We start from the raw sequence: 17308 nt of genomic DNA on the forward strand, positions 1-17308 counted from the left end.
TCATTGTATTACGGAATTATTGTCCACTCAGGTTGCCGTAGGGCAGAGAACCGCAACGATCTTTGAGCGTCTCGGGCAATAAGCAAGGAGGTTCAGGGCGGGTGGTGTCTACATATTCGTAGAAGTTGGCATCGGGGTCGGTCACGTTGACGAGTTTGAGGATGTACATATCCTGAATGGCAACATGATCTTCGGGGCGGATGTAGATTGTACCCTTGGGGCCTTCAAATTCCATGCCTTCCATAGCGGTCTTGAGTACGTCACCATTGACGTCTCCGCTCGTAGCTTTGATGGCTTCCACCACGAGGATGGCGGCGTTCATACCATCAGCATCAAACAGGTCGGGCATCACACCGTAGCGAGCCTTGTCCTGTTCCTTGAGGAAATCATTGGCGGCATTATTGGGCGCGCTGTGATGATACAGGATACCCGCGGTGGTGCCGACAGCGTTCGCAAAGAAGGTCGGCATGAGCACGTTGTCGATGAAGGTTGCGCCGAGAGCCATGGATTCGGTCACGCCCTGATCCTTGGCGGCTTGCACCAGGGATACAAATCCAGAGCCAGCCCAGGTGACAATGTATGCTTCAGCGCCAGAGTTTGCGATCTGTTCCATATAGGGAGTGAAGTCGGTAGTGTCCAGTGGAGCAAAGATATCGTCAGCTAAAAATTCTGCACCTTCGAGGGAACAGGCATCGCGGAAGGCGGCAGCGGAACCTTGTCCAAATGCATAATCAGGAGCAATCTGAACGAAGGTCGTGTATTGTTGAGTCAACGCCTTGCATTCGTTGATGGCGTCCTGATAGTTGTTGCGGCTGACACGGAAGGTGTATTCGTTGAAGTTGACACCAGTGATGTCATTGGCGGCGGCGGGGCCCACAATCAGCGGGATCTTGCTTTCGAGGGCAATGCCCTGCAATGTGGCGGTTGCACCCGATGAAACGGTACCAACCAAAATGTTCACCTTCTGAACGTCGATCAATTCGCGGGCGACAGTGGCGGTGTTTTCAGGGTTGCTGGCGTCATCGCGGACGTAGATAATGATTTCGCAGTCATCGATCTTGAAGGTGTTTTCCTGGGTCTGGGTGATGTCAAATTTATCACCTGCGGAACCAGCGGCACCAGTGGCATATTCCATGCCAAGCATGAAAGAGCGGAAAATATGTGCGCCGTAAATAGCAAGCGGACCAGTCGCGTCGCTGATGAGACCAACTTTGATCGGCTCAGCGCAGGTGAGACCAGCAACAGGCGCTTCGGTTGGGGCTTCGGTTGCAACGGGGGCTTCAGTGACAACGGGTGCTTCGGTGGGCGCGGCGGTGGCGGGGGCACAGGCGGCCAGGATCAATGACATGGCGACCAGCGCAAAAGCTAATGTACGAAAGACTTTCATTTTTTTCTCCTCATTATGTTTGTTTGATAACGAAACAACGATCCTTAATGCTTTTAGACATCACCTCCTATTTTGCAAATTCAACAATAGCGCGCGAGGCGGCTTCCGCAATTTCAATTGGGAAGAAGTGCCCCGCGTCGGGAAATATCAAAACTTTGCTATTCGTGATCTTTGCTGCAAGCAGCGCCGCATTTTCAGGTGGGACAACTTTGTCGTGTGCGCCGAACAGGATCAGGGTCGGGAGGGTGAGGCGCGGGAGTTTATTTTCAAAGGCCGCAGCCTCATCCATCAATCCAAGCCCGATTGCAAGTTGTGCCTGATAAAAAGTCGGCTCGATTGGATTTGCCGTGCGCCATTGAATCCACTCTTCGATCATCTCTGGATTTTTCTCCGCCCAGCCTGGTGCGGTGCTGACGACCAATCCATTTTTGAGACGGGTGAGCGCGTCACTCGTAACATCGGTGAGGACTTTCATCGCTTCAGGCGTGACTGGAACATGGTGCAGCCCGCCAAAGTTGGTCGAACACAGAATCAGTTTCGCCACCTTCTCTGGAAAATCAAGCGCCATGGTTTGAGCAATAAACCCGCCCATCGAGTGACCTGCAACAATTGCCCTTTCAATTCCAAGTGCATCCAGCAAACCTGCTGTATCTGCGGCGAGTATTTGCGCGGTGTACGGCCCCGCAGGCTTGTCACTCTGACCCACGCCGCGATTATCAAAAGCGATCACTTGAAAGTGCTCCGCCAAAAACGGAACCATTTTGTGCCATTGCCAATGAGAATAGCCAAGACCAGAGATCAACACGAGCGGTTGTCCCGCGCCATGGATTTCGTAATAGAGTTCGATGTTGTTTGTTTTTATTTTTGGCATACGATCTCCAGTGGAAAGAAGTGGATAGTGGGAAGTGTGTAGTGGTCAGAAAAACTACCCACTATCCACCGCTCGCTACCCACTGTTTTTTCAACTCCACTTTCATTACTTTCCCATACGGTGAGTAAGGCAGTGACTCAACAAATTCCACACGCTTCGGGATCTTGTATTTCGCCAAACGTCCCGAACAGAATTTCAACAGTTCATCTGCGCTGACAGTTTGATTTGGCTTGCAAGCCACGATCATCAAACCGACCTCGCCCCACTTCTCATCGGGCTGTCCGATCAAGGCTGCATCTGCAACCGCGGCATGTTCACGAAATACAGCTTCCACTTCCGCGGCATACACATTTTCGCCGCCGCTGATGATCATGTCTTTGAAGCGGCCGACGATATAGAAATATCCTTCATCATCCATGCGCGCCATATCGCCTGTGTGAAACCAACCATCTTTCAAAGATTGTTTTGTAGCATCCGTATTATTCCAATACCCTATGCACACATGCGGCCCTGCTATGATCAACTCGCCAATTTCACCAGCAGGAACATCTTTGGAATCCGCATCCACCAAACGCATTTCACTGTGAAAGATCGGCTTTCCCACCGAACCTATTTTTCGCAACGCATCTTCATCGCTCATCGAAAAACAATTCACACCCACTTCGGTCAGGCCATATCCCTGGCGCATCGGAACACCCTTTGACCTGCTCCACGCTTCGATCAACGAAGGCGGGCATGGTGCGCCGCCGCTGATAAAAAAGTGAACATGGCTGAAATCCGTTTTTTCAAATTGAGGCGAATTCATCCATACTTGAAATAAAGTTGGCACGCCCAGGATCACGGTGCATTTTTCATCAACGATCACTTGCAATGAAGCATCGGGGTCAAACGAACGCGCCATCACGATCCGTCCGCCCGCATAAAATAATGGCACAAGAAAAACGAACAACCCGCCTGAATGAAACATCGGCGTCAGGATCGGCGAAACATCCTTCTCGCTCAATCCCCACGAAACCACTGTATTGATCGCATTCCACAAAACCTGCCTATGCGGGAGGATTGCGCCTTTCGGGCGACCCGTCGTCCCAGATGTGTAGAGGATGCAATAAGCATCATCTGCTTCGATGACGGGACGCTTCACTTCTTCTGCCGAAGCCTGATTCAGTGATTCTTCATATTTTCCCGCCGCCGGGATATTTGCCCCTTCTAGCGAGATGATATGTTCCATGTTGATCTCACTTCGCATCTCATCATAGACAGACACGAACTCAGGGCCCACGATCAGCACTTTAGGTTGACAGTCATTTACGATATAAGTCAACTCGCGTGATGTGAGTCTCCAATTCAACGGGGCAAAGATTGCGCCGATCTTTCCCAACCCAAATAACAAATCCACATAAGCAATGCTGTTATGCGCCAAAATGGAAACACGGTCACCTTTTTGCACGGCATACTTCTCACGCAAAAAATTCGCGGCACGGTTTGCGCGTTGATTGAGTTCTGAGTACGTGTAACGAATCTTGCTCGTCAGGTCATATAAGGCCTCACGATTGGGAGTTAGGTTGGCGCGAGTGGCAAGAATGTCAATCATATAAGTGAGAAGTGGACAGTGGGTGGTGGGAAGTAAAACCGTCCACCATTCACTGCCCACTATCAACTGCTCTTAAGTCCCTACAACGATTCCGCCATCTACTCGGAGGACTTCGCCGGTAATGAAGGAGGCGTCATCCGAAGCGAGGAAGAGATAGGCGTTGGCAATGTCACGCGGTTCGCCCAAGCGACCGAGCGGAGTGTGAGACTTCATGCCATCCAAAACCTTCTCGGGCATAGCGGTGACCATTTCAGTGGCGGTGAAGCCAGGAGCTACAGCGTTAACGCGGATGTTGAATTTACCCAACTCGCGTGCCCAAACTTTGGTCATACCGATTACACCGAATTTTGTTGCGACGTAGTTGGTCTGTCCGAAATTGCCATCGAGGCCAACAACAGAGGAAGCATTGAGAATTACGCCGCCGCCCTGTTTGATCATCACAGGCGCAACTGCCTGAGCGCAATTGAACACACCCTTCAAGTTGACAGAGATGACGAGGTCGAAATCTGGTTCGGACATTTGCCCGACCAAATTGCCTTCCTTCACCTTGACCAACTGTCCATCACGCAGAACGCCTGCATTGCTGACGATTACGTCAATGCGGCCATATTTTGCAACGACATCATCAACCCATCTTTGAACATCTTCGCGGCTGGTCACGTTGACTTTGTGGAACGCGGCGCCTTCGCCGAGCTGCTTGAGAGTCTCCTGCCCAACGGCTTCGTTGACATCACAAATCACAACCTTGGCGCCTTCCTCGGCGAAACGCAAAGCTGTCGCCTTGCCAATTCCCGCCGCCCCGCCTGTTACAAGAACTACTTTACCTTTCATGCGCATGGTGATAATCCTCTTGATATTTTTTGTAACTACATTTGTTTAGCCAAAAATCCCAAAATGGCTGTATTGAATTCTTGTGGTCTTTCCCAGCAGGTGGCGTGTCCCGCTCCGTGCAGGATGTGCATTTCAGCGTGGGGAATACCTGCTTTCAAGATCGCGGCGTAGGCTGGGCCCTTCAACAAGTCCGCGCCGCCGACGATGATGCAGGTCGGGCAGTTGATCTCGCCCAAGCGGGCGGTAAAGTTCACGTTCAAAAAACATTCACACAAACGGACAACAGATGGAAAGTCCAACAGCTTGTAGCGGCCTTTGGCATCTTCGAGTAGACGCGGGTTGGCGGTGATGAAAGCTGGAGAAAAATTCCATGGGACGGTGGCATTGAAAAAGGCGTTGGAGTCTGCCGTTCGTGCAGAATCAAGCCACCCATCGACAATGATGCGTAACTCCGCGCCGACCTCGCTGACCGTGTCAGCCAATATCAGGCTGAGAGTCCGCTCGGGATATTTCAATCCAAAAGCCTGCGCTACTTCGCCGCCGTAGGAGATGCCCGCGATATGTGCCTTGTCAATGTTCAGGGCTGTCAGCAATGCCGCGAGATCATCCGCGTGCATTTCCATGGAGTATGAACTGCCAGAATGTTCCGACTGTCCCTGTCCACGGCAGTCATATTGCAAGATGCGGTAATGTCGCGCTAACGTCCTGGTCTGAAACGCCCAACTGGTGGCCGCGTTCATGATGATGCCATTGTTGAGAACCAACAGAGGGGTAGTCTCGGAACCGTGGAGTTCGTAGTAGAGTTCAACGCCGTTAGCATGGATTTTAGGCATAGTCAAAACATCCTGTGTGGTGTTAGGTTAACGTATTGTTGTTACAAGCCAGTTACAAAGCTTTGAAGGCCAAATAGGTCTTCTTTGCTTCGCCTTCGCCGAATTCAACGAAATCGACATTCAAAGGTGTTCCAATTTTTATCTCGGCGGGTTTGGATGCATCCAGTCCAGTGATGCGGGCGCTGATGCTTGTGCCTTCTTCAAGTTCAACAATGCCTGAGACGTAGGGATTCTTGCGATCAAAGCCTTGCTCGGCCATGAAAATTGGCCCTGTGTAGATGACCGTGAAGCCAGCAAGTTTTCCTTTGCCGCTGGTCTCGACCCATTCCATCTCTTTGCTGTGGCAATTCGGGCAGATCGCGCGCGGAGGGGCATAGGTTTTGCTGCATTTTGTGCAGCGAGTGGCCATCAATTTATGCTCTGCAATATATTGATTAAACGACGCCGCTGAAAACGGACGGATCGTGGTGGTTTCTTCGCTCATGTTATTTCTCCATTGTGTCATGCTGAACGAAGTGAAGCATCTCGCCCGTAGGGCGGAGACCCTTCGCTACGCTCAGGGTGACACATACTTTAATTTCTCCGCTCATAGACGTGGACTGCACAGGTGGAACCTGTCGCGCCGACGTTGTGAGTCAATGCCAGGTTGACATCGCCTACCACTTGTCGTTCGCCTGCCTGACCTCGCATCTGCTTGAACACTTCGACAGCCTGTGCCACGCCTGAAGCGCCGACGGGATGTCCTTTTGCTTTCAACCCACCTGAGGTGTTGATGGGCTTCGCACCGTTGCGGGCGGTCACGCCGTCTTCGGCGGCTTTGAAGCCTTCGCCTGGGGCAAAGAAACCAAGGTCTTCGCTGGCGATCACTTCCGCGATGGTGAAGCAATCATGTACTTCAGCAATGCGGATGTCTTTGGCGGTTACGCCTGCCATTTCATAGGCTTTTGTCGCAGCGATCTTCGCGGCAGGGATGGCTGTCAATTCGGGGCGGTCGTGCAGGGCGGAGCCAGAAGCCTGACCCGAACCGATGACATGAATGGGGTGGTCTGTGAACTCGTGCATGCGTTCTTCGGCGACGAGCAACACTGCGGCGGCGCCGTCTGTTACGGGGGAGCAGTCAAACAGGCGAAGCGGCCACGCAACTGTCGGGTTGCCTGATTCGTCGTGGAGGAAATCCCAAATGGTGGACCATGTCGGGGCGGGCTTGCCCTTCTTGATCGCAGCCGCGACGCGTCCTTCCATCCACTTTTGAATGGTGACTCCAAATTGGGCATACGGATTCAGGGAAGCATTGTCATGATTCTTGATCGCGACGTTCATGAGATGTTCGGGCTTCATTCCGTAGCGGTGCATGTACGCGGAAGCCATTGCCGCATAAAAGCCAGGGAAGGTGAAGCCAGCGGGAATCTCAAACGGAACATCTGCCGCGGTCGCGAGCGCATCGGTGACGCCTGCGGTGGTGAGCGCGGTCATCTTTTCCGCGCCGCCGACGAGCACTATATCCGCCATGCCCGAGGCAATTGCCATCACACCCTGACGGAGTGCAACGCCGCCTGAGGCACACGCATCTTCGACGCGGGTGGCAGGGAGCGGTAACAAGCCGACTGCATCCGCGAGAAGCGGAGCAGTGTGTGCCTGATGTTCGAACTGGTCACTGGAGAAATTCCCGACATAAAGCGATTCAATGACTGATGTATCGACTCCCTTATCAACGGACTTGGTCATTTCCTTGAATGCTTCGACAAAAAGATCGCGGCTGTTCTTTTCTGCAAACGCCCCGAACTTGGACATACCTGCGCCGACAATTGCAACTCCGCGCGACAGGGACTTTGATTTAGGCATAAAACCTCCTTATTTATTTATGGTAGGGGCACAGCGGAGCGCTTGAAGATTTTCTTGAACACTCGTCTCGCTGTGCCCCTACTGTACCCCTACATAATTTATTTCAAAACTTTCGCAAGCGCCGCCATAAACTCTTCTGGTTTTTCAACGTAGGGAGTGTGGCCTGTATCTGCGATGACAACTTCTTCATACGAACCGCCCTTGGCTTTGTATTGCTCAAGGATGTTGCGGGTCTGGCCAACCATCGGCTGCGGAGGATAGATTTCCTCACCGGGCCAGCCGGGGACGTAGCCCAGCTTGCCGAGGGTGCCAAAATCAAAGAAGGAACTGTCGGAGACGATCATGTCTGAATCGCCGCGAACCCAAAGGATGGAAGGCTTGCTGGCTGCACCGACAAATTTTTCTACGCTGTCACCAACGTACTTGGGAGAAAGCGCATTGATGGGACCAAATTTTCCAGGTGCAACATTCGGCCAATTGCCAGAGGGAACAAAATCACCTGGGTATTTCTGTTCACCCACTTTTTCGGTCATGAGCGAGGAGAGCAGATCTTCTTCACGGGCAGGAACGAAAGGCGGCTTCCAGTAGAAACCGTTCATCACCACGCGCGGCGAAGCCTGCGGATTGTCGCTGCTGCGATCGCCAGCGGCCATCAACTTGGGAAAATCGGGGTTGACAACACCGCCGCCTGAACCTGCAAAGTCATCATAGCAAGGTGTACCGTTGACATCTTTTGAGCCGCCGAAGCCGTACATCGAACCAGGGTTGACAACGGTTCCGCTGAGAACACGTCCGCTGATGGCGCCGACCAAGCCGAACACAACTGTCCCGCCCATGGAGTGACCGACAACGTGAGTCTTTTCAATCTTGAGCGCATCCAGGAAGCTGACTAGGTCGTCGATCCAATCGCCCATGCCGCGAGTGGCGTTGATCAATTTATCTTCGGTGTCGCCATAACCGCGCAGGTCAGGCGCAATGCCGCGAAAGCCAGCGGGCAGTTTGAGCATGATCTCTTCCCAATACGTTGCGGAAGAAGCATTGCCATGCAGGAACAAAACTGGCGTACCGTTTTCAGTTCCGCTGAAGAGGGCGTGCATTTTCAAACGGGGGGTATCAACAACCTTGGATGTGATACCGGGTAAAGTTGGTACTGTTGACATGTTATTCTCCTTTGGATTGGAGTCAAAAGTCTTTGCGAAGCATCCCTGTGGGACCAGACTTTTGACTTTGACACGGGATTTTCTTGCTTTCTAATTTCAAACGTCGGGAGACGTTTGAATCCATTGCTCTTTCAACTCGCGCTTGAGTATTTTCCCTGCTGCTGAAATGGGCAGGGCTTCCATGAAACTCACTGACTTGGGGACTTTATATTTAGCCAACCGCTCTGTCATAAATTTCAATAACTCTTCCTCCGTCGCGCTTTGATTTGGTTTCAACACAACACAAGCCTTGCCAACCTCGCCCCACTTTGCATCGGGCAAGCCGATCACAGCACACATGTGGACGGCAGGGTGCTGGTACAACGCCTTTTCAATTTCGGCGGGATACACATTCTCACCGCCGCTAATGAACATATCCTTCTTTCGATCGACGATGTAAAAATAACCTTCGTCATCATATTGAGCGAGATCGCCCGTGTGAAAATATCCGCGCTCATCGACGGCAGCTTTTGTAGCTTCTGGATTGTTGAAATAGCCAGAGCTGTACGATGGACCTTTGAGAACTAATTCACCCGCCTCATTCGGACCGAGGAACTGATCCTGTTCCCCGACGATTTTGGCGTTGACGAAAAAGTTTGGTCGGCCAATGGATCCAGCCTTGCGGATGGCGTCTTCAGGTGCGAGTGCAAAAATGCCAGGCCCGAACTCGGTCATGCCGAAGCCTTGCTTGAAGCGGATGCCTTTCTCCTTGGTGTACTTCTCCACCAGCGGAACAGGCAACGGTGCGCCGCCTGATGTGCAAAAACGCAGCGCAGACAGATTCACGGAAGCCCAATTTGGCGCAGTGGTCAGCATTTGATACATGGTCGGCACAGCCGCAAAGATGGTTACCTTCTCGCGTTCAAGCAGATTCAAGACTTGAGCAGGGTCAAAGGCGCGGATAAGAATCGTCGTCCCGCCAAAGATGACTTGCGGCAGGGTGTAGACGAAAAGTCCGCCCGTGTGGAACATGGGGAAGACGTTGAGATACACATCGTTATGTGTCACATCATGGATGACGGTGTTGAGCGTATTCCACGCGATCATGCGATGAGACACTTCCGCGGCTTTGGGCAGACCTGTCGTTCCGCCAGTGAATATCAAGGCGGCGGTATCCTCTGCTTCGAGACTGGGACAGGTAACGGCGGAGTCAGAGGCGGATTGGAGAGTCGGCTCGAAGGGCAGGCTTCCTTCGATTCCATTTCCATCTAAATGAATAGTGGGTAGTGGGTAGTGGGTGGTGAGATTCGCGACGTTTTCTTTGAAGTCATCCGAAAAAATAAGAACTTTGGGATTTGTGTAGTTGAAGATTTCGAGCAGTTCCCGCCAGTGCGAACGCCAGTTGAGTGCGGTGTGGATGGCGCCGAGTTTGGAACAGGCAAAGAAGAGATCGAGATGTTCGTACCCGTCACGGGCAAGGATAGCAACGCGATCACCTTTTTGGGTGCCCTGTGACTTCAACCAATTGGCAAGTTTGTTGGCGCGGCGATTCGCGTCTCGAAAAGTTAATCGCCATTCAGGAGATTTGCCCGCGTCGATGAATGCAAGTTTGTCGGGGGAGTAAAGTTCTCTGCGTGCGAGATAATCACCGATGTACATAAGAACTCCAGTGGGAAGTGGATAGTGGGTGGTGGATAGTTAAGAGCCTTAGTGTGGAAGCTTGTTGATTAAGGCGTAGGTCATTTTACGAATTTCGAGGATGAGGTCGAAGATGGGCTGGGCGTTTTCTTTGGTGACATAGCCTAATTCAACGGCAACAACAAGTTGTGTGTCGAGTTCTGCCGCTGAGCCAATTGCAATGTGAAGGAATTGACGAAACTCACCTGTGTGCTGTCTGTCTTGTCCTTCTGCGATATTGGATGGAATAGAAACGGCCGCACGCTGCATTTGGCTGGCAAGCCCATAAGTTTCTGATTTTGGAAAACTTTGTGTCAAACCATAAACCAACTTAACCAGTTCAATGCCTTTCTGCCAAACCTTCAACTCACGATAACTTCTCACGGTTTCAGTCATAGCCATCTCCTTGTATTTTTCTATCACCAAACGCTATTTACTTTACACTGTCCACTTCACACTACCCACTATTCACTACTTCCACTTCCAAACCGATGACGCCATCGTAATTCCGCCGCCGCTGGCACAGAAGAGGATCACATCCCCTGGCTTGGGACCTTTGCCTTGGGCGATCGCATTATCTAATGCCATGATCACGCACGGCGAACCTGTGTAGCCCCACTTGTCCATGACCCAGTGAGTCTTCTCAATGGGCTGCTTGAGCAAGTCCATCATCACTTCGATGGTGCGGAGATTTAATTGAGTGAAATAATATTGATCGACATCATCAAAAGTTAATCCCGCTTTATCGAGTGCGCCTTGCATCAGTTTGGGCCAGTATTCGGTGTTGAAGGTCTTGGGGAATTTCTTGACGAACTCCACTTTCGGCCCGCCAAATTGCGCCATGTTCTCAGGTGTGCATGGACGATAGGTTCCGCCCGTGTAAATTCCCAGCGCATCGTGGAAGGAACCGACTGCCAACAGGTTCGAGCCGAGGAAACCCTGTTCCTTGCCAATGCCCAAAACGACTGCGCCCGCGCCATCCGCGAAAAGATTGGCGGTCTTCTTATCCTTGTAATCAATGAAGCGGCTCATACCATATCCGCCAGCCACAAGGATGTACTTCATCTGCGGCTCGGTCATCAGGTATTTTGCACCTTGGTCGAGCGCCGTCACCCAGCCCGCACAAGCAGAATTGATATCGTAGCAGCCAGCCTTATCCGCGCCGAGTTTGTTCTGCACGACAATGGACGTGCTGGGGGAGAGGTAATCGGGGGTATCGGTAGAGACAATGATCAGGTCAAGATCGGCGGCGGTGATACCTGCACGCTCAAGCGCTTTCTTCGAGGCTTCTACGATCAAATCGGATGTGACTTGTTCGGGGGCCATCCAGCGGCGCTCTTTGATGCCGACATTTGCCACAAGCCACTCGCTAGTGGATTCGCCCATGAGCACATCCACTTCGGCGTTGGTCACTACTCGTTCAGGAACATAACTTCCCGTGCTGAGAATTTGTACGTTACGCATAATACCTTCCGTGATAGGAGTCCAACGTCTCCAGACGTTGACTTGTTATTACTATGCTCCAAAGTCAGGGGACCCTTCGACAAGCTCAGGGCATCGCTTTGGAGTCTTTAATTCATCCAACGGGACAAAACGGCGCATAAATTCAACGGCTTCCTTCCACTCGTTGAAGGTGATCTCTTCCGCATTTTGGATGTGGCGGATTGTGCCGTGATATGCAGGCGTTTCCGCTGACAATTCTTCCATCACAAAACGGATAATGAAAGATGAAATCAGCGGTGGAGTGATAGCGTCCATTGGATATAAATTATCAGAAGGCGGTAACAGGGGGGTTACAAAGGCAGTGGGCAGTGAGCAGTGGGCAGTTGTCAGTAGCAGTTGGCGGAAGGCAGAAAGCAGAGCGCAGAAAAGTGAACCGCAGAGGCGCGGAGGTCGCGGAGAAAACCCCGTAGGGGTGTAATGATTCTAGAATTGAAGATAGTGAAATAGCAGAACCCCGAAGGGGTGGCATAAATGCCTCATGACATCCTTCGGGGTGGAAAATTATGTGAGAATAATTTTGTTTATGGGTTTACGAGCGAATTAGCTTTTTATAAAGTTCCTGTGTTTCTGGCGAAGGTGGCACGTCGAGTTCATCCTTCAAGGTTTGCAGGCAGCGTTGATATGTCCGTGCGAGCTGACCGCGGTCACCTAAATAATTATAGGCCACCATGAGATGACGATAGGCGCGTTCCCAGCAATTGTCTTTTGCGAGCACACGTTGGCACAGGTCAATGGCTTCGGCGTGTTTATTCTGTTCGAGCAGCAGCTCCACCAAACGATCGGCTGATTCAAGGAAAAGGGATGCCAATCGTTCGCGTTCTTCCGCCGCCCACGATTCATACAAAGCTTCAGGCAGGTATTCACCCCGATAATAATCTACTGCCTGTTGAAGCAAATGGACATCAGACTTTCTCGCCTGACGCGCGGCGCTTACAAATTTATCCACATCGAGCCATAGGTCTGCATTGGGGCGCAGGGAGTAGGTACTGCCTTCCCGCAAAACAAAAGCCGATTCACTGCCAGGGTCGCGATCAGGTTCCAACACTTGATACAAAGTATTCAACGCGATCTTGAAATTTCGCTGGGCAATCGAAGGGTCGGCTTCGGGCCAGAGGTGTTCACAAATCTGGTCACGGTCAAGCGGCGAGTGACGGAACGTTAGTAACAACTGAAAAATTTGACGTGCAGTCTCGCGCCGCCAGCCATTGGATGGAATTGCCTCGCGTCCTCTCCAAACCTGAAAACTGCCCAGCGTCTGCACGCGGAGTCTAAACCCAGGGTGGATACCCACTTCCTTTAACCCGAGATTCTCCAGCAAGCGATTGATGTATCCGCTCTCCCAGCCGTTTTGGCGGGCATGTAACAGCAGAGGAATGAACATCCTTTCATCATAAGGGCCTAATAATGTCGGGCGCGTGAAGAAAAAGTAATATCCATTTTGCTGGCAGACTGCCAGTGTATCGGGCAATATTTGCGCAATGCGTTCGAGCTTCTTTTGCTTGAAATATCCATATGCAAGCCACAGGCGCGCGGCACTTCGGCCAAACGAATCGCTGCATTCTTCAAATCCTAAAATAGCGCGATTGAGCCAGGTCTCGGCAGCTTCATAGCGCGCCGCCATCACCAGGCTTGCACCCATTGTCAGGCGCGTCAGCGAAGCGATCCATTCATCGCCCGCTTCGACAGCGATCTCAATTGCTTCTTGTGCATGACGCTGCGCACGCTGAAGGTCACCGCGATAACCGTATGCGCGGCATAAACCCCAATCTGCTTCCACCAACAGGCGCGGCACTTCCAGACTACGGCTTAACTCAATGCTTTTTTCAAATTCGGTTAATGCGCGTGTGGCGCTGTCATCTTGTGTGTTCATGCTCAGATTCAGCGCATGTCCCTGGCGCATATGCCCAACTGCTGTGACAAAGGGGGACTTCAACTCGTCGCCGCGCCGCGTGCCGTCCAATGCGGATTGATATGCGTGCTTGCTCATGCCCATGAAGGAATAGATCAACGATAATAATAATTTCGTCTCGCGGTGAGCCCGCGGGGTTTGGACAGGTTCGCGGTTCTCGGTTTCAGCAAGTTCCTCGAGCCCAAGCCTTGCCTCCTCCAAACGGCCTGTGCGTAAAAGCACGCGGTACAACAACTGATCGTTCGATGGACCTTCGGCGCGCAAATCCTCTGCCCGCTGACGTAAGCGCTCCGCTTCATTTACATGCCCTGAGTTGAGTTTGTTCTCAGCCAGCAATTCAAAGAGACGCACCTGCGCCTCGCGGTCTTCAAAGCCATCGCTCAAGCGGATCGCTTCTTCAAGCAATTTCTCTGCCTGGCTGGGATTCACTGTATCGAGATACACACGTGCCTGTCCACGCAAGGCACGCGCGATGCCATCCTGTTGACCGAGCCCACGCCATGTCATTTCGGCTTGCTTGTACCATCCCTGTGCTTCGTCGAAGCGGCTGTGCATGCGCGCCAATTCACCGAGGGTGAACATCAAGACGGGGTGCTGATGCAGACTCAAGGATGGGAGTGAGTCAATGTATGTCGTAAGCGTATCCAGCCGTCCCGTAGAAAGAAGCGTGGTTGCGTAGGTGTCAAGCAAATCTGCAACTTCATCCCATGCCTGCGCTTCAAGCAGATGATAAATCGCAGATTCAGGATTCTTGTGTGAGAGAAAATATTGAGCGGCGTCGCGATTCCATTGATTGCGTTTTTCGATGGGGGATTGCTGCCGCAGGAAATTATGAAAGATGTGATGATATCGCAAATGCCCTTCGGAAGTTTCAACGACGAAGAGATCCTGCCGCCGCAGATACGCCAGCATGGAGGATGAATCGTTGGCGTGATAGCCTGAAGCCCAACGCAGCGCATCACAGACTTCGGGGAGCAGGTCGCGCAGCGTGGCGGTGATGAGCAGAAATTCGCGCACATCGGCAGGCTGTCGTTCAAACACTTCATGCGCGAGCATTTCGAACAACATCTCAAGTGAGTCGGCTTGCCAGCGCAAAGGGAACTCGAGCGTTAAAGGGGATTGCGTGCGAATGCTTTGCCAGATGAGTTGAAGACCGATTGCCCAACCTTCGGTATAGGTCAGCAATGAATCGACTTCATCGCCCGCCAATTCCATTCCGTATAGATTGCCGAATAATGAAGTGACTTCGCCTTTGGTAAAGGTAAGCACAGATTGATCGAGCAGGAGAGCTTCGCCTTGCGCGCGCCAACGGGTGAGTGTTGGCAATGTGATCGTGGGCCTGCCTGATAGCAGTACATGAAGGTTGATGGGAGCCAAGCCGATCAAACGGTCCAAAATATGCGGCAGTTCATTGCCATTGGTCAGAAGGTGTGCATCATCCAAGACAAGTAAGGTGGGCTGTAATGCAGTATCCGCCAATGCGTTGATGATCTGATCCAAAACCCCGCGCCAGGGCAACGGCCCTTGTGTGCCATCCCATTCATCCAGAAATGATGTAGGCAGGTTTGTTATTTCGGGCAATGAGTGTTGAAGTGCGTAACATAACTGCAGAAGAAAAACCAGCGGATCATTATCTTCTTCGTTGACTTGATACCAAATGACGGGGTGAATCTCACCTGCCAGTTCTGCCAGTGCAGTGCTTTTTCCATAACCAGCTTCGGCCTGCAATATGGTGAGACGATGCCCCAATGCCTGCGTCAATATCTGATTAACGCGTGGGCGTGCCAGCGTTCGCGTATTGCGAGGCGGGGGGATTGCTTTGGTTCGAAGGATGCGAGAAAGAGCCATGGGAGATAATACAAATTTCGGCTGAAGTTTATCCTAAAATATGTGTACTGTGTTAGTTACCCCAGAGTGGGCGACAAGGCTTTGTTGAAAGCCCAAAATTCTTTAACGCGAATTGTACGAATTGGCGAATACTGCGAATGGTTTGATGAAAACCATCAACACTCCTTACGCCGTCCACACGCTTCGCGTGCTACGCAAAGAACGGCGACTTGAGCCTCTAATGTGATGACAAATGACACATGACAAGATGGGTGGGATTGATATAGTATTTCCATAGAGAACCAGAAAATCTGTTCTTAATCTTTCACTATCTAACACCCCAATTTGGGTGGTTATACAGAAATCCGTCTGGTTAAGCCATAGTTAGGCGCTGGCATAAACCTGTTCATAATTGCCATATATCGTTTTGACAGAACGAAACCAAGGAGTTTGCTGATGAAAATAGTAATGAGCCTAGCTGAAACTGATGATGGGACGTGGGGAGGTTTAACAAGATTTCGTCCAATAGCAAACGCATTTCTTGATCGTGGTCACGATGTCGCCTTCTTCGTACCTGAGAAAATGAAAGAAAGGCTATCAAAGGAAAGGTTCAAGATATTCACCACGCCTGAACCAACTTTCTTTGGCTTGCCAAAATTCATCTCCGACATTCTGACAAGCCGTTCATCAGAAGCGATTCCGCCCGCAAAAGAAGGTCAGGATTTCGGTGATATATGGTTGGTTTATCGGATTAAAGGAATGGCGAAGACATCCTACTTGAAGAAGTTAGTGGAGAGAGAGCTGATTTTACTGAATGAAATTAAGCCTGATGTGGTTATTTCAAATTTTGATCTTGGTCTCTTTCTCGCAGCGCGGATACGTAAAATTCCGATAGTAACCATGTATGCTTCGGCAAAAAAAGTTGGCGTGGGCAGCACCTCATGGAAGAGTGTCAACAAGGCGGTCAGGAAAGTTTTCGCAGGTTTTGGTATTATGTCCTTGTTTCCAGAAAAACTCTGCTACGGAAACGACGTACTCAAAATCGTTCCGTCCATTCCCGAATTGGAAGATCTCGAAAACGAGCCGAATGTGCATTTTGTGGGTAGTCTTCATACTCAATCAAGTTCAAAATTACAAAAAACATTTACCCCAGAAGAAGGGAAACGTTATATTTTCGTTTACATGGGTACTGGCGCACTCCCATTCCATGTAGTCAAAGAAAAAATCCTGCAATTCATGAGCGATAAACCTAATCATATATGTATCGTGAGTTCTCAAGCGGTAAAACAAAAAGAAGTGATTGGTAATGTGGAATTTACTTCTTTTATTCCTGCTGACGAACTACTACCATACTGCGACTTTGTTATCAGTCATGGCGGACTAAACACCATTATCCAATCTCTATCGTTGGGCATTCCATTGATTTTATTTCCTGGTCCAATATTTGAAAGAAGATACAACGCCCGAAAAGTCCAGAAACTTGGCGCTGGCATAATGGGTGAGTCAAGTAACTTCACAAAGCAGTGGTTAGATGTTGTTTTTAAATCACATAAGCAATACGAAGATGGTGCAAGAAAGATTGCTCCTATGTTTTCAGGATATGGTGGAGTTGACTCAGCAGTAGAAAAAACAATCGCATGGGTAAAAAGCGCCTAACACAGCGTGCGCCCGACTGGTGGGGAGTCGCCGCGTTTTTAGGCAGGTTGTGCGGCTTGAGGTTGGTTCCGTCAAAACGGCGTTCTCTCATCCCGCCCATCAGCGGGTAACGCAGACCGTTGAGACTGTCGAAAAAGTCACTTTTCAAAAATAATTTTTGAAAAGTGGGACAGAAACGCTGAAAGGCGTCTGGTTTTTGGTGTTCCGCACAACACTTTGGCAACATTTTGGCAATTTTTTAG

At 50.9% G+C, this 17308-nt stretch carries 14 protein-coding genes; 1 reads left to right on the forward strand and 13 read right to left on the reverse strand.

Translation table 11 applies throughout. The annotated features are described in order from the left end of the window. Window positions 1-16 precede the first annotated feature (16 nt). The 13 genes from AC14M5_RS13840 to AC14M5_RS13900 form a co-directional block, all read right to left on the reverse strand. Window positions 17-1387, reverse strand: coding sequence for a substrate-binding domain-containing protein (locus AC14M5_RS13840; protein WP_484030264.1), 1371 nt, complete (start codon window positions 1385-1387; stop codon window positions 17-19). Window positions 1388-1454: 67 nt separating this feature from the next. After that, window positions 1455-2258: an alpha/beta fold hydrolase gene (locus AC14M5_RS13845; protein ID WP_484030265.1), complete on the reverse strand. Its 804-nt coding sequence runs from the start codon at window positions 2256-2258 to the stop codon at window positions 1455-1457. Between the two features lie 61 nt (window positions 2259-2319). Continuing rightward, the gene (locus tag AC14M5_RS13850; RefSeq protein WP_484030266.1) at window positions 2320-3909 is read right to left on the reverse strand and encodes a class I adenylate-forming enzyme family protein; all 1590 of its coding nucleotides are present in this window, start codon (window positions 3907-3909) and stop codon (window positions 2320-2322) included. A gap of 12 nt (window positions 3910-3921) precedes the next feature. Beyond that, the gene (locus AC14M5_RS13855; RefSeq protein ID WP_484030267.1) at window positions 3922-4686 is read right to left on the reverse strand and encodes a beta-ketoacyl-ACP reductase; all 765 of its coding nucleotides are present in this window, start codon (window positions 4684-4686) and stop codon (window positions 3922-3924) included. Window positions 4687-4715: 29 nt separating this feature from the next. Further along, window positions 4716-5513, reverse strand: coding sequence for an alpha/beta fold hydrolase (locus tag AC14M5_RS13860; protein ID WP_484030268.1), 798 nt, complete (start codon window positions 5511-5513; stop codon window positions 4716-4718). Window positions 5514-5565: 52 nt separating this feature from the next. Next, complete coding sequence (locus tag AC14M5_RS13865; RefSeq protein WP_484030269.1) at window positions 5566-5997, reverse strand: Zn-ribbon domain-containing OB-fold protein; 432 nt, start codon at window positions 5995-5997, stop codon at window positions 5566-5568. Window positions 5998-6086: 89 nt separating this feature from the next. Beyond that, complete coding sequence (locus AC14M5_RS13870) at window positions 6087-7355, reverse strand: thiolase C-terminal domain-containing protein (protein WP_484030270.1); 1269 nt, start codon at window positions 7353-7355, stop codon at window positions 6087-6089. 98 nt (window positions 7356-7453) lie between these two features. Then, window positions 7454-8515 (reverse strand): alpha/beta hydrolase, encoded by a 1062-nt coding sequence (locus AC14M5_RS13875; protein ID WP_484030271.1) that lies wholly within the window; start codon window positions 8513-8515, stop codon window positions 7454-7456. Window positions 8516-8611: 96 nt separating this feature from the next. Then, window positions 8612-10153 carry a class I adenylate-forming enzyme family protein gene (locus AC14M5_RS13880; protein WP_484030272.1) on the reverse strand — a complete coding sequence of 514 codons (1542 nt, stop codon included), beginning with the start codon at window positions 10151-10153 and terminating at the stop codon, window positions 8612-8614. A gap of 48 nt (window positions 10154-10201) precedes the next feature. Further along, window positions 10202-10567 (reverse strand): four helix bundle protein, encoded by a 366-nt coding sequence (locus tag AC14M5_RS13885; protein ID WP_484030273.1) that lies wholly within the window; start codon window positions 10565-10567, stop codon window positions 10202-10204. A 75-nt stretch (window positions 10568-10642) separates the two neighbouring features. After that, window positions 10643-11635, reverse strand: a complete 993-nt coding sequence (locus AC14M5_RS13890; protein ID WP_484030274.1) for a 3-oxoacyl-ACP synthase III family protein — start codon at window positions 11633-11635, stop codon at window positions 10643-10645. A 51-nt stretch (window positions 11636-11686) separates the two neighbouring features. Next, on the reverse strand, window positions 11687-11929 hold the full coding sequence (locus tag AC14M5_RS13895) for a hypothetical protein (protein ID WP_484030275.1): 243 nt from the start codon (window positions 11927-11929) through the stop codon (window positions 11687-11689). Between the two features lie 274 nt (window positions 11930-12203). Beyond that, complete coding sequence (locus AC14M5_RS13900; protein WP_484030276.1) at window positions 12204-15431, reverse strand: AfsR/SARP family transcriptional regulator; 3228 nt, start codon at window positions 15429-15431, stop codon at window positions 12204-12206. A gap of 435 nt (window positions 15432-15866) precedes the next feature. On the opposite strand from AC14M5_RS13900, the gene AC14M5_RS13905 reads away from it, so the two are divergent. Next, complete coding sequence (locus tag AC14M5_RS13905; protein WP_484030277.1) at window positions 15867-17066, forward strand: glycosyltransferase; 1200 nt, start codon at window positions 15867-15869, stop codon at window positions 17064-17066. Window positions 17067-17308: the final 242 nt, after the last annotated feature.

It is taken from the genome of Candidatus Villigracilis sp., from assembly GCF_057083605.1.

Coding starts and splice junctions, on each gene's coding strand:
- AC14M5_RS13840 (WP_484030264.1), bottom strand. CDS start 1,387: ATGAAAGTCTTTCGTACATTAGCTTTTGCGCTGGTCGCCATGTCATTG.
- AC14M5_RS13845 (WP_484030265.1), bottom strand. CDS start 2,258: ATGCCAAAAATAAAAACAAACAACATCGAACTCTATTACGAAATCCAT.
- AC14M5_RS13855 (WP_484030267.1), bottom strand. CDS start 4,686: ATGCGCATGAAAGGTAAAGTAGTTCTTGTAACAGGCGGGGCGGCGGGA.
- AC14M5_RS13860 (WP_484030268.1), bottom strand. CDS start 5,513: ATGCCTAAAATCCATGCTAACGGCGTTGAACTCTACTACGAACTCCAC.
- AC14M5_RS13865 (WP_484030269.1), bottom strand. CDS start 5,997: ATGAGCGAAGAAACCACCACGATCCGTCCGTTTTCAGCGGCGTCGTTT.
- AC14M5_RS13870 (WP_484030270.1), bottom strand. CDS start 7,355: ATGCCTAAATCAAAGTCCCTGTCGCGCGGAGTTGCAATTGTCGGCGCA.
- AC14M5_RS13875 (WP_484030271.1), bottom strand. CDS start 8,515: ATGTCAACAGTACCAACTTTACCCGGTATCACATCCAAGGTTGTTGAT.
- AC14M5_RS13880 (WP_484030272.1), bottom strand. CDS start 10,153: ATGTACATCGGTGATTATCTCGCACGCAGAGAACTTTACTCCCCCGAC.
- AC14M5_RS13885 (WP_484030273.1), bottom strand. CDS start 10,567: ATGACTGAAACCGTGAGAAGTTATCGTGAGTTGAAGGTTTGGCAGAAA.
- AC14M5_RS13890 (WP_484030274.1), bottom strand. CDS start 11,635: ATGCGTAACGTACAAATTCTCAGCACGGGAAGTTATGTTCCTGAACGA.
- AC14M5_RS13895 (WP_484030275.1), bottom strand. CDS start 11,929: ATGGACGCTATCACTCCACCGCTGATTTCATCTTTCATTATCCGTTTT.
- AC14M5_RS13900 (WP_484030276.1), bottom strand. CDS start 15,431: ATGGCTCTTTCTCGCATCCTTCGAACCAAAGCAATCCCCCCGCCTCGC.
- AC14M5_RS13905 (WP_484030277.1), top strand. CDS start 15,867: ATGAAAATAGTAATGAGCCTAGCTGAAACTGATGATGGGACGTGGGGA.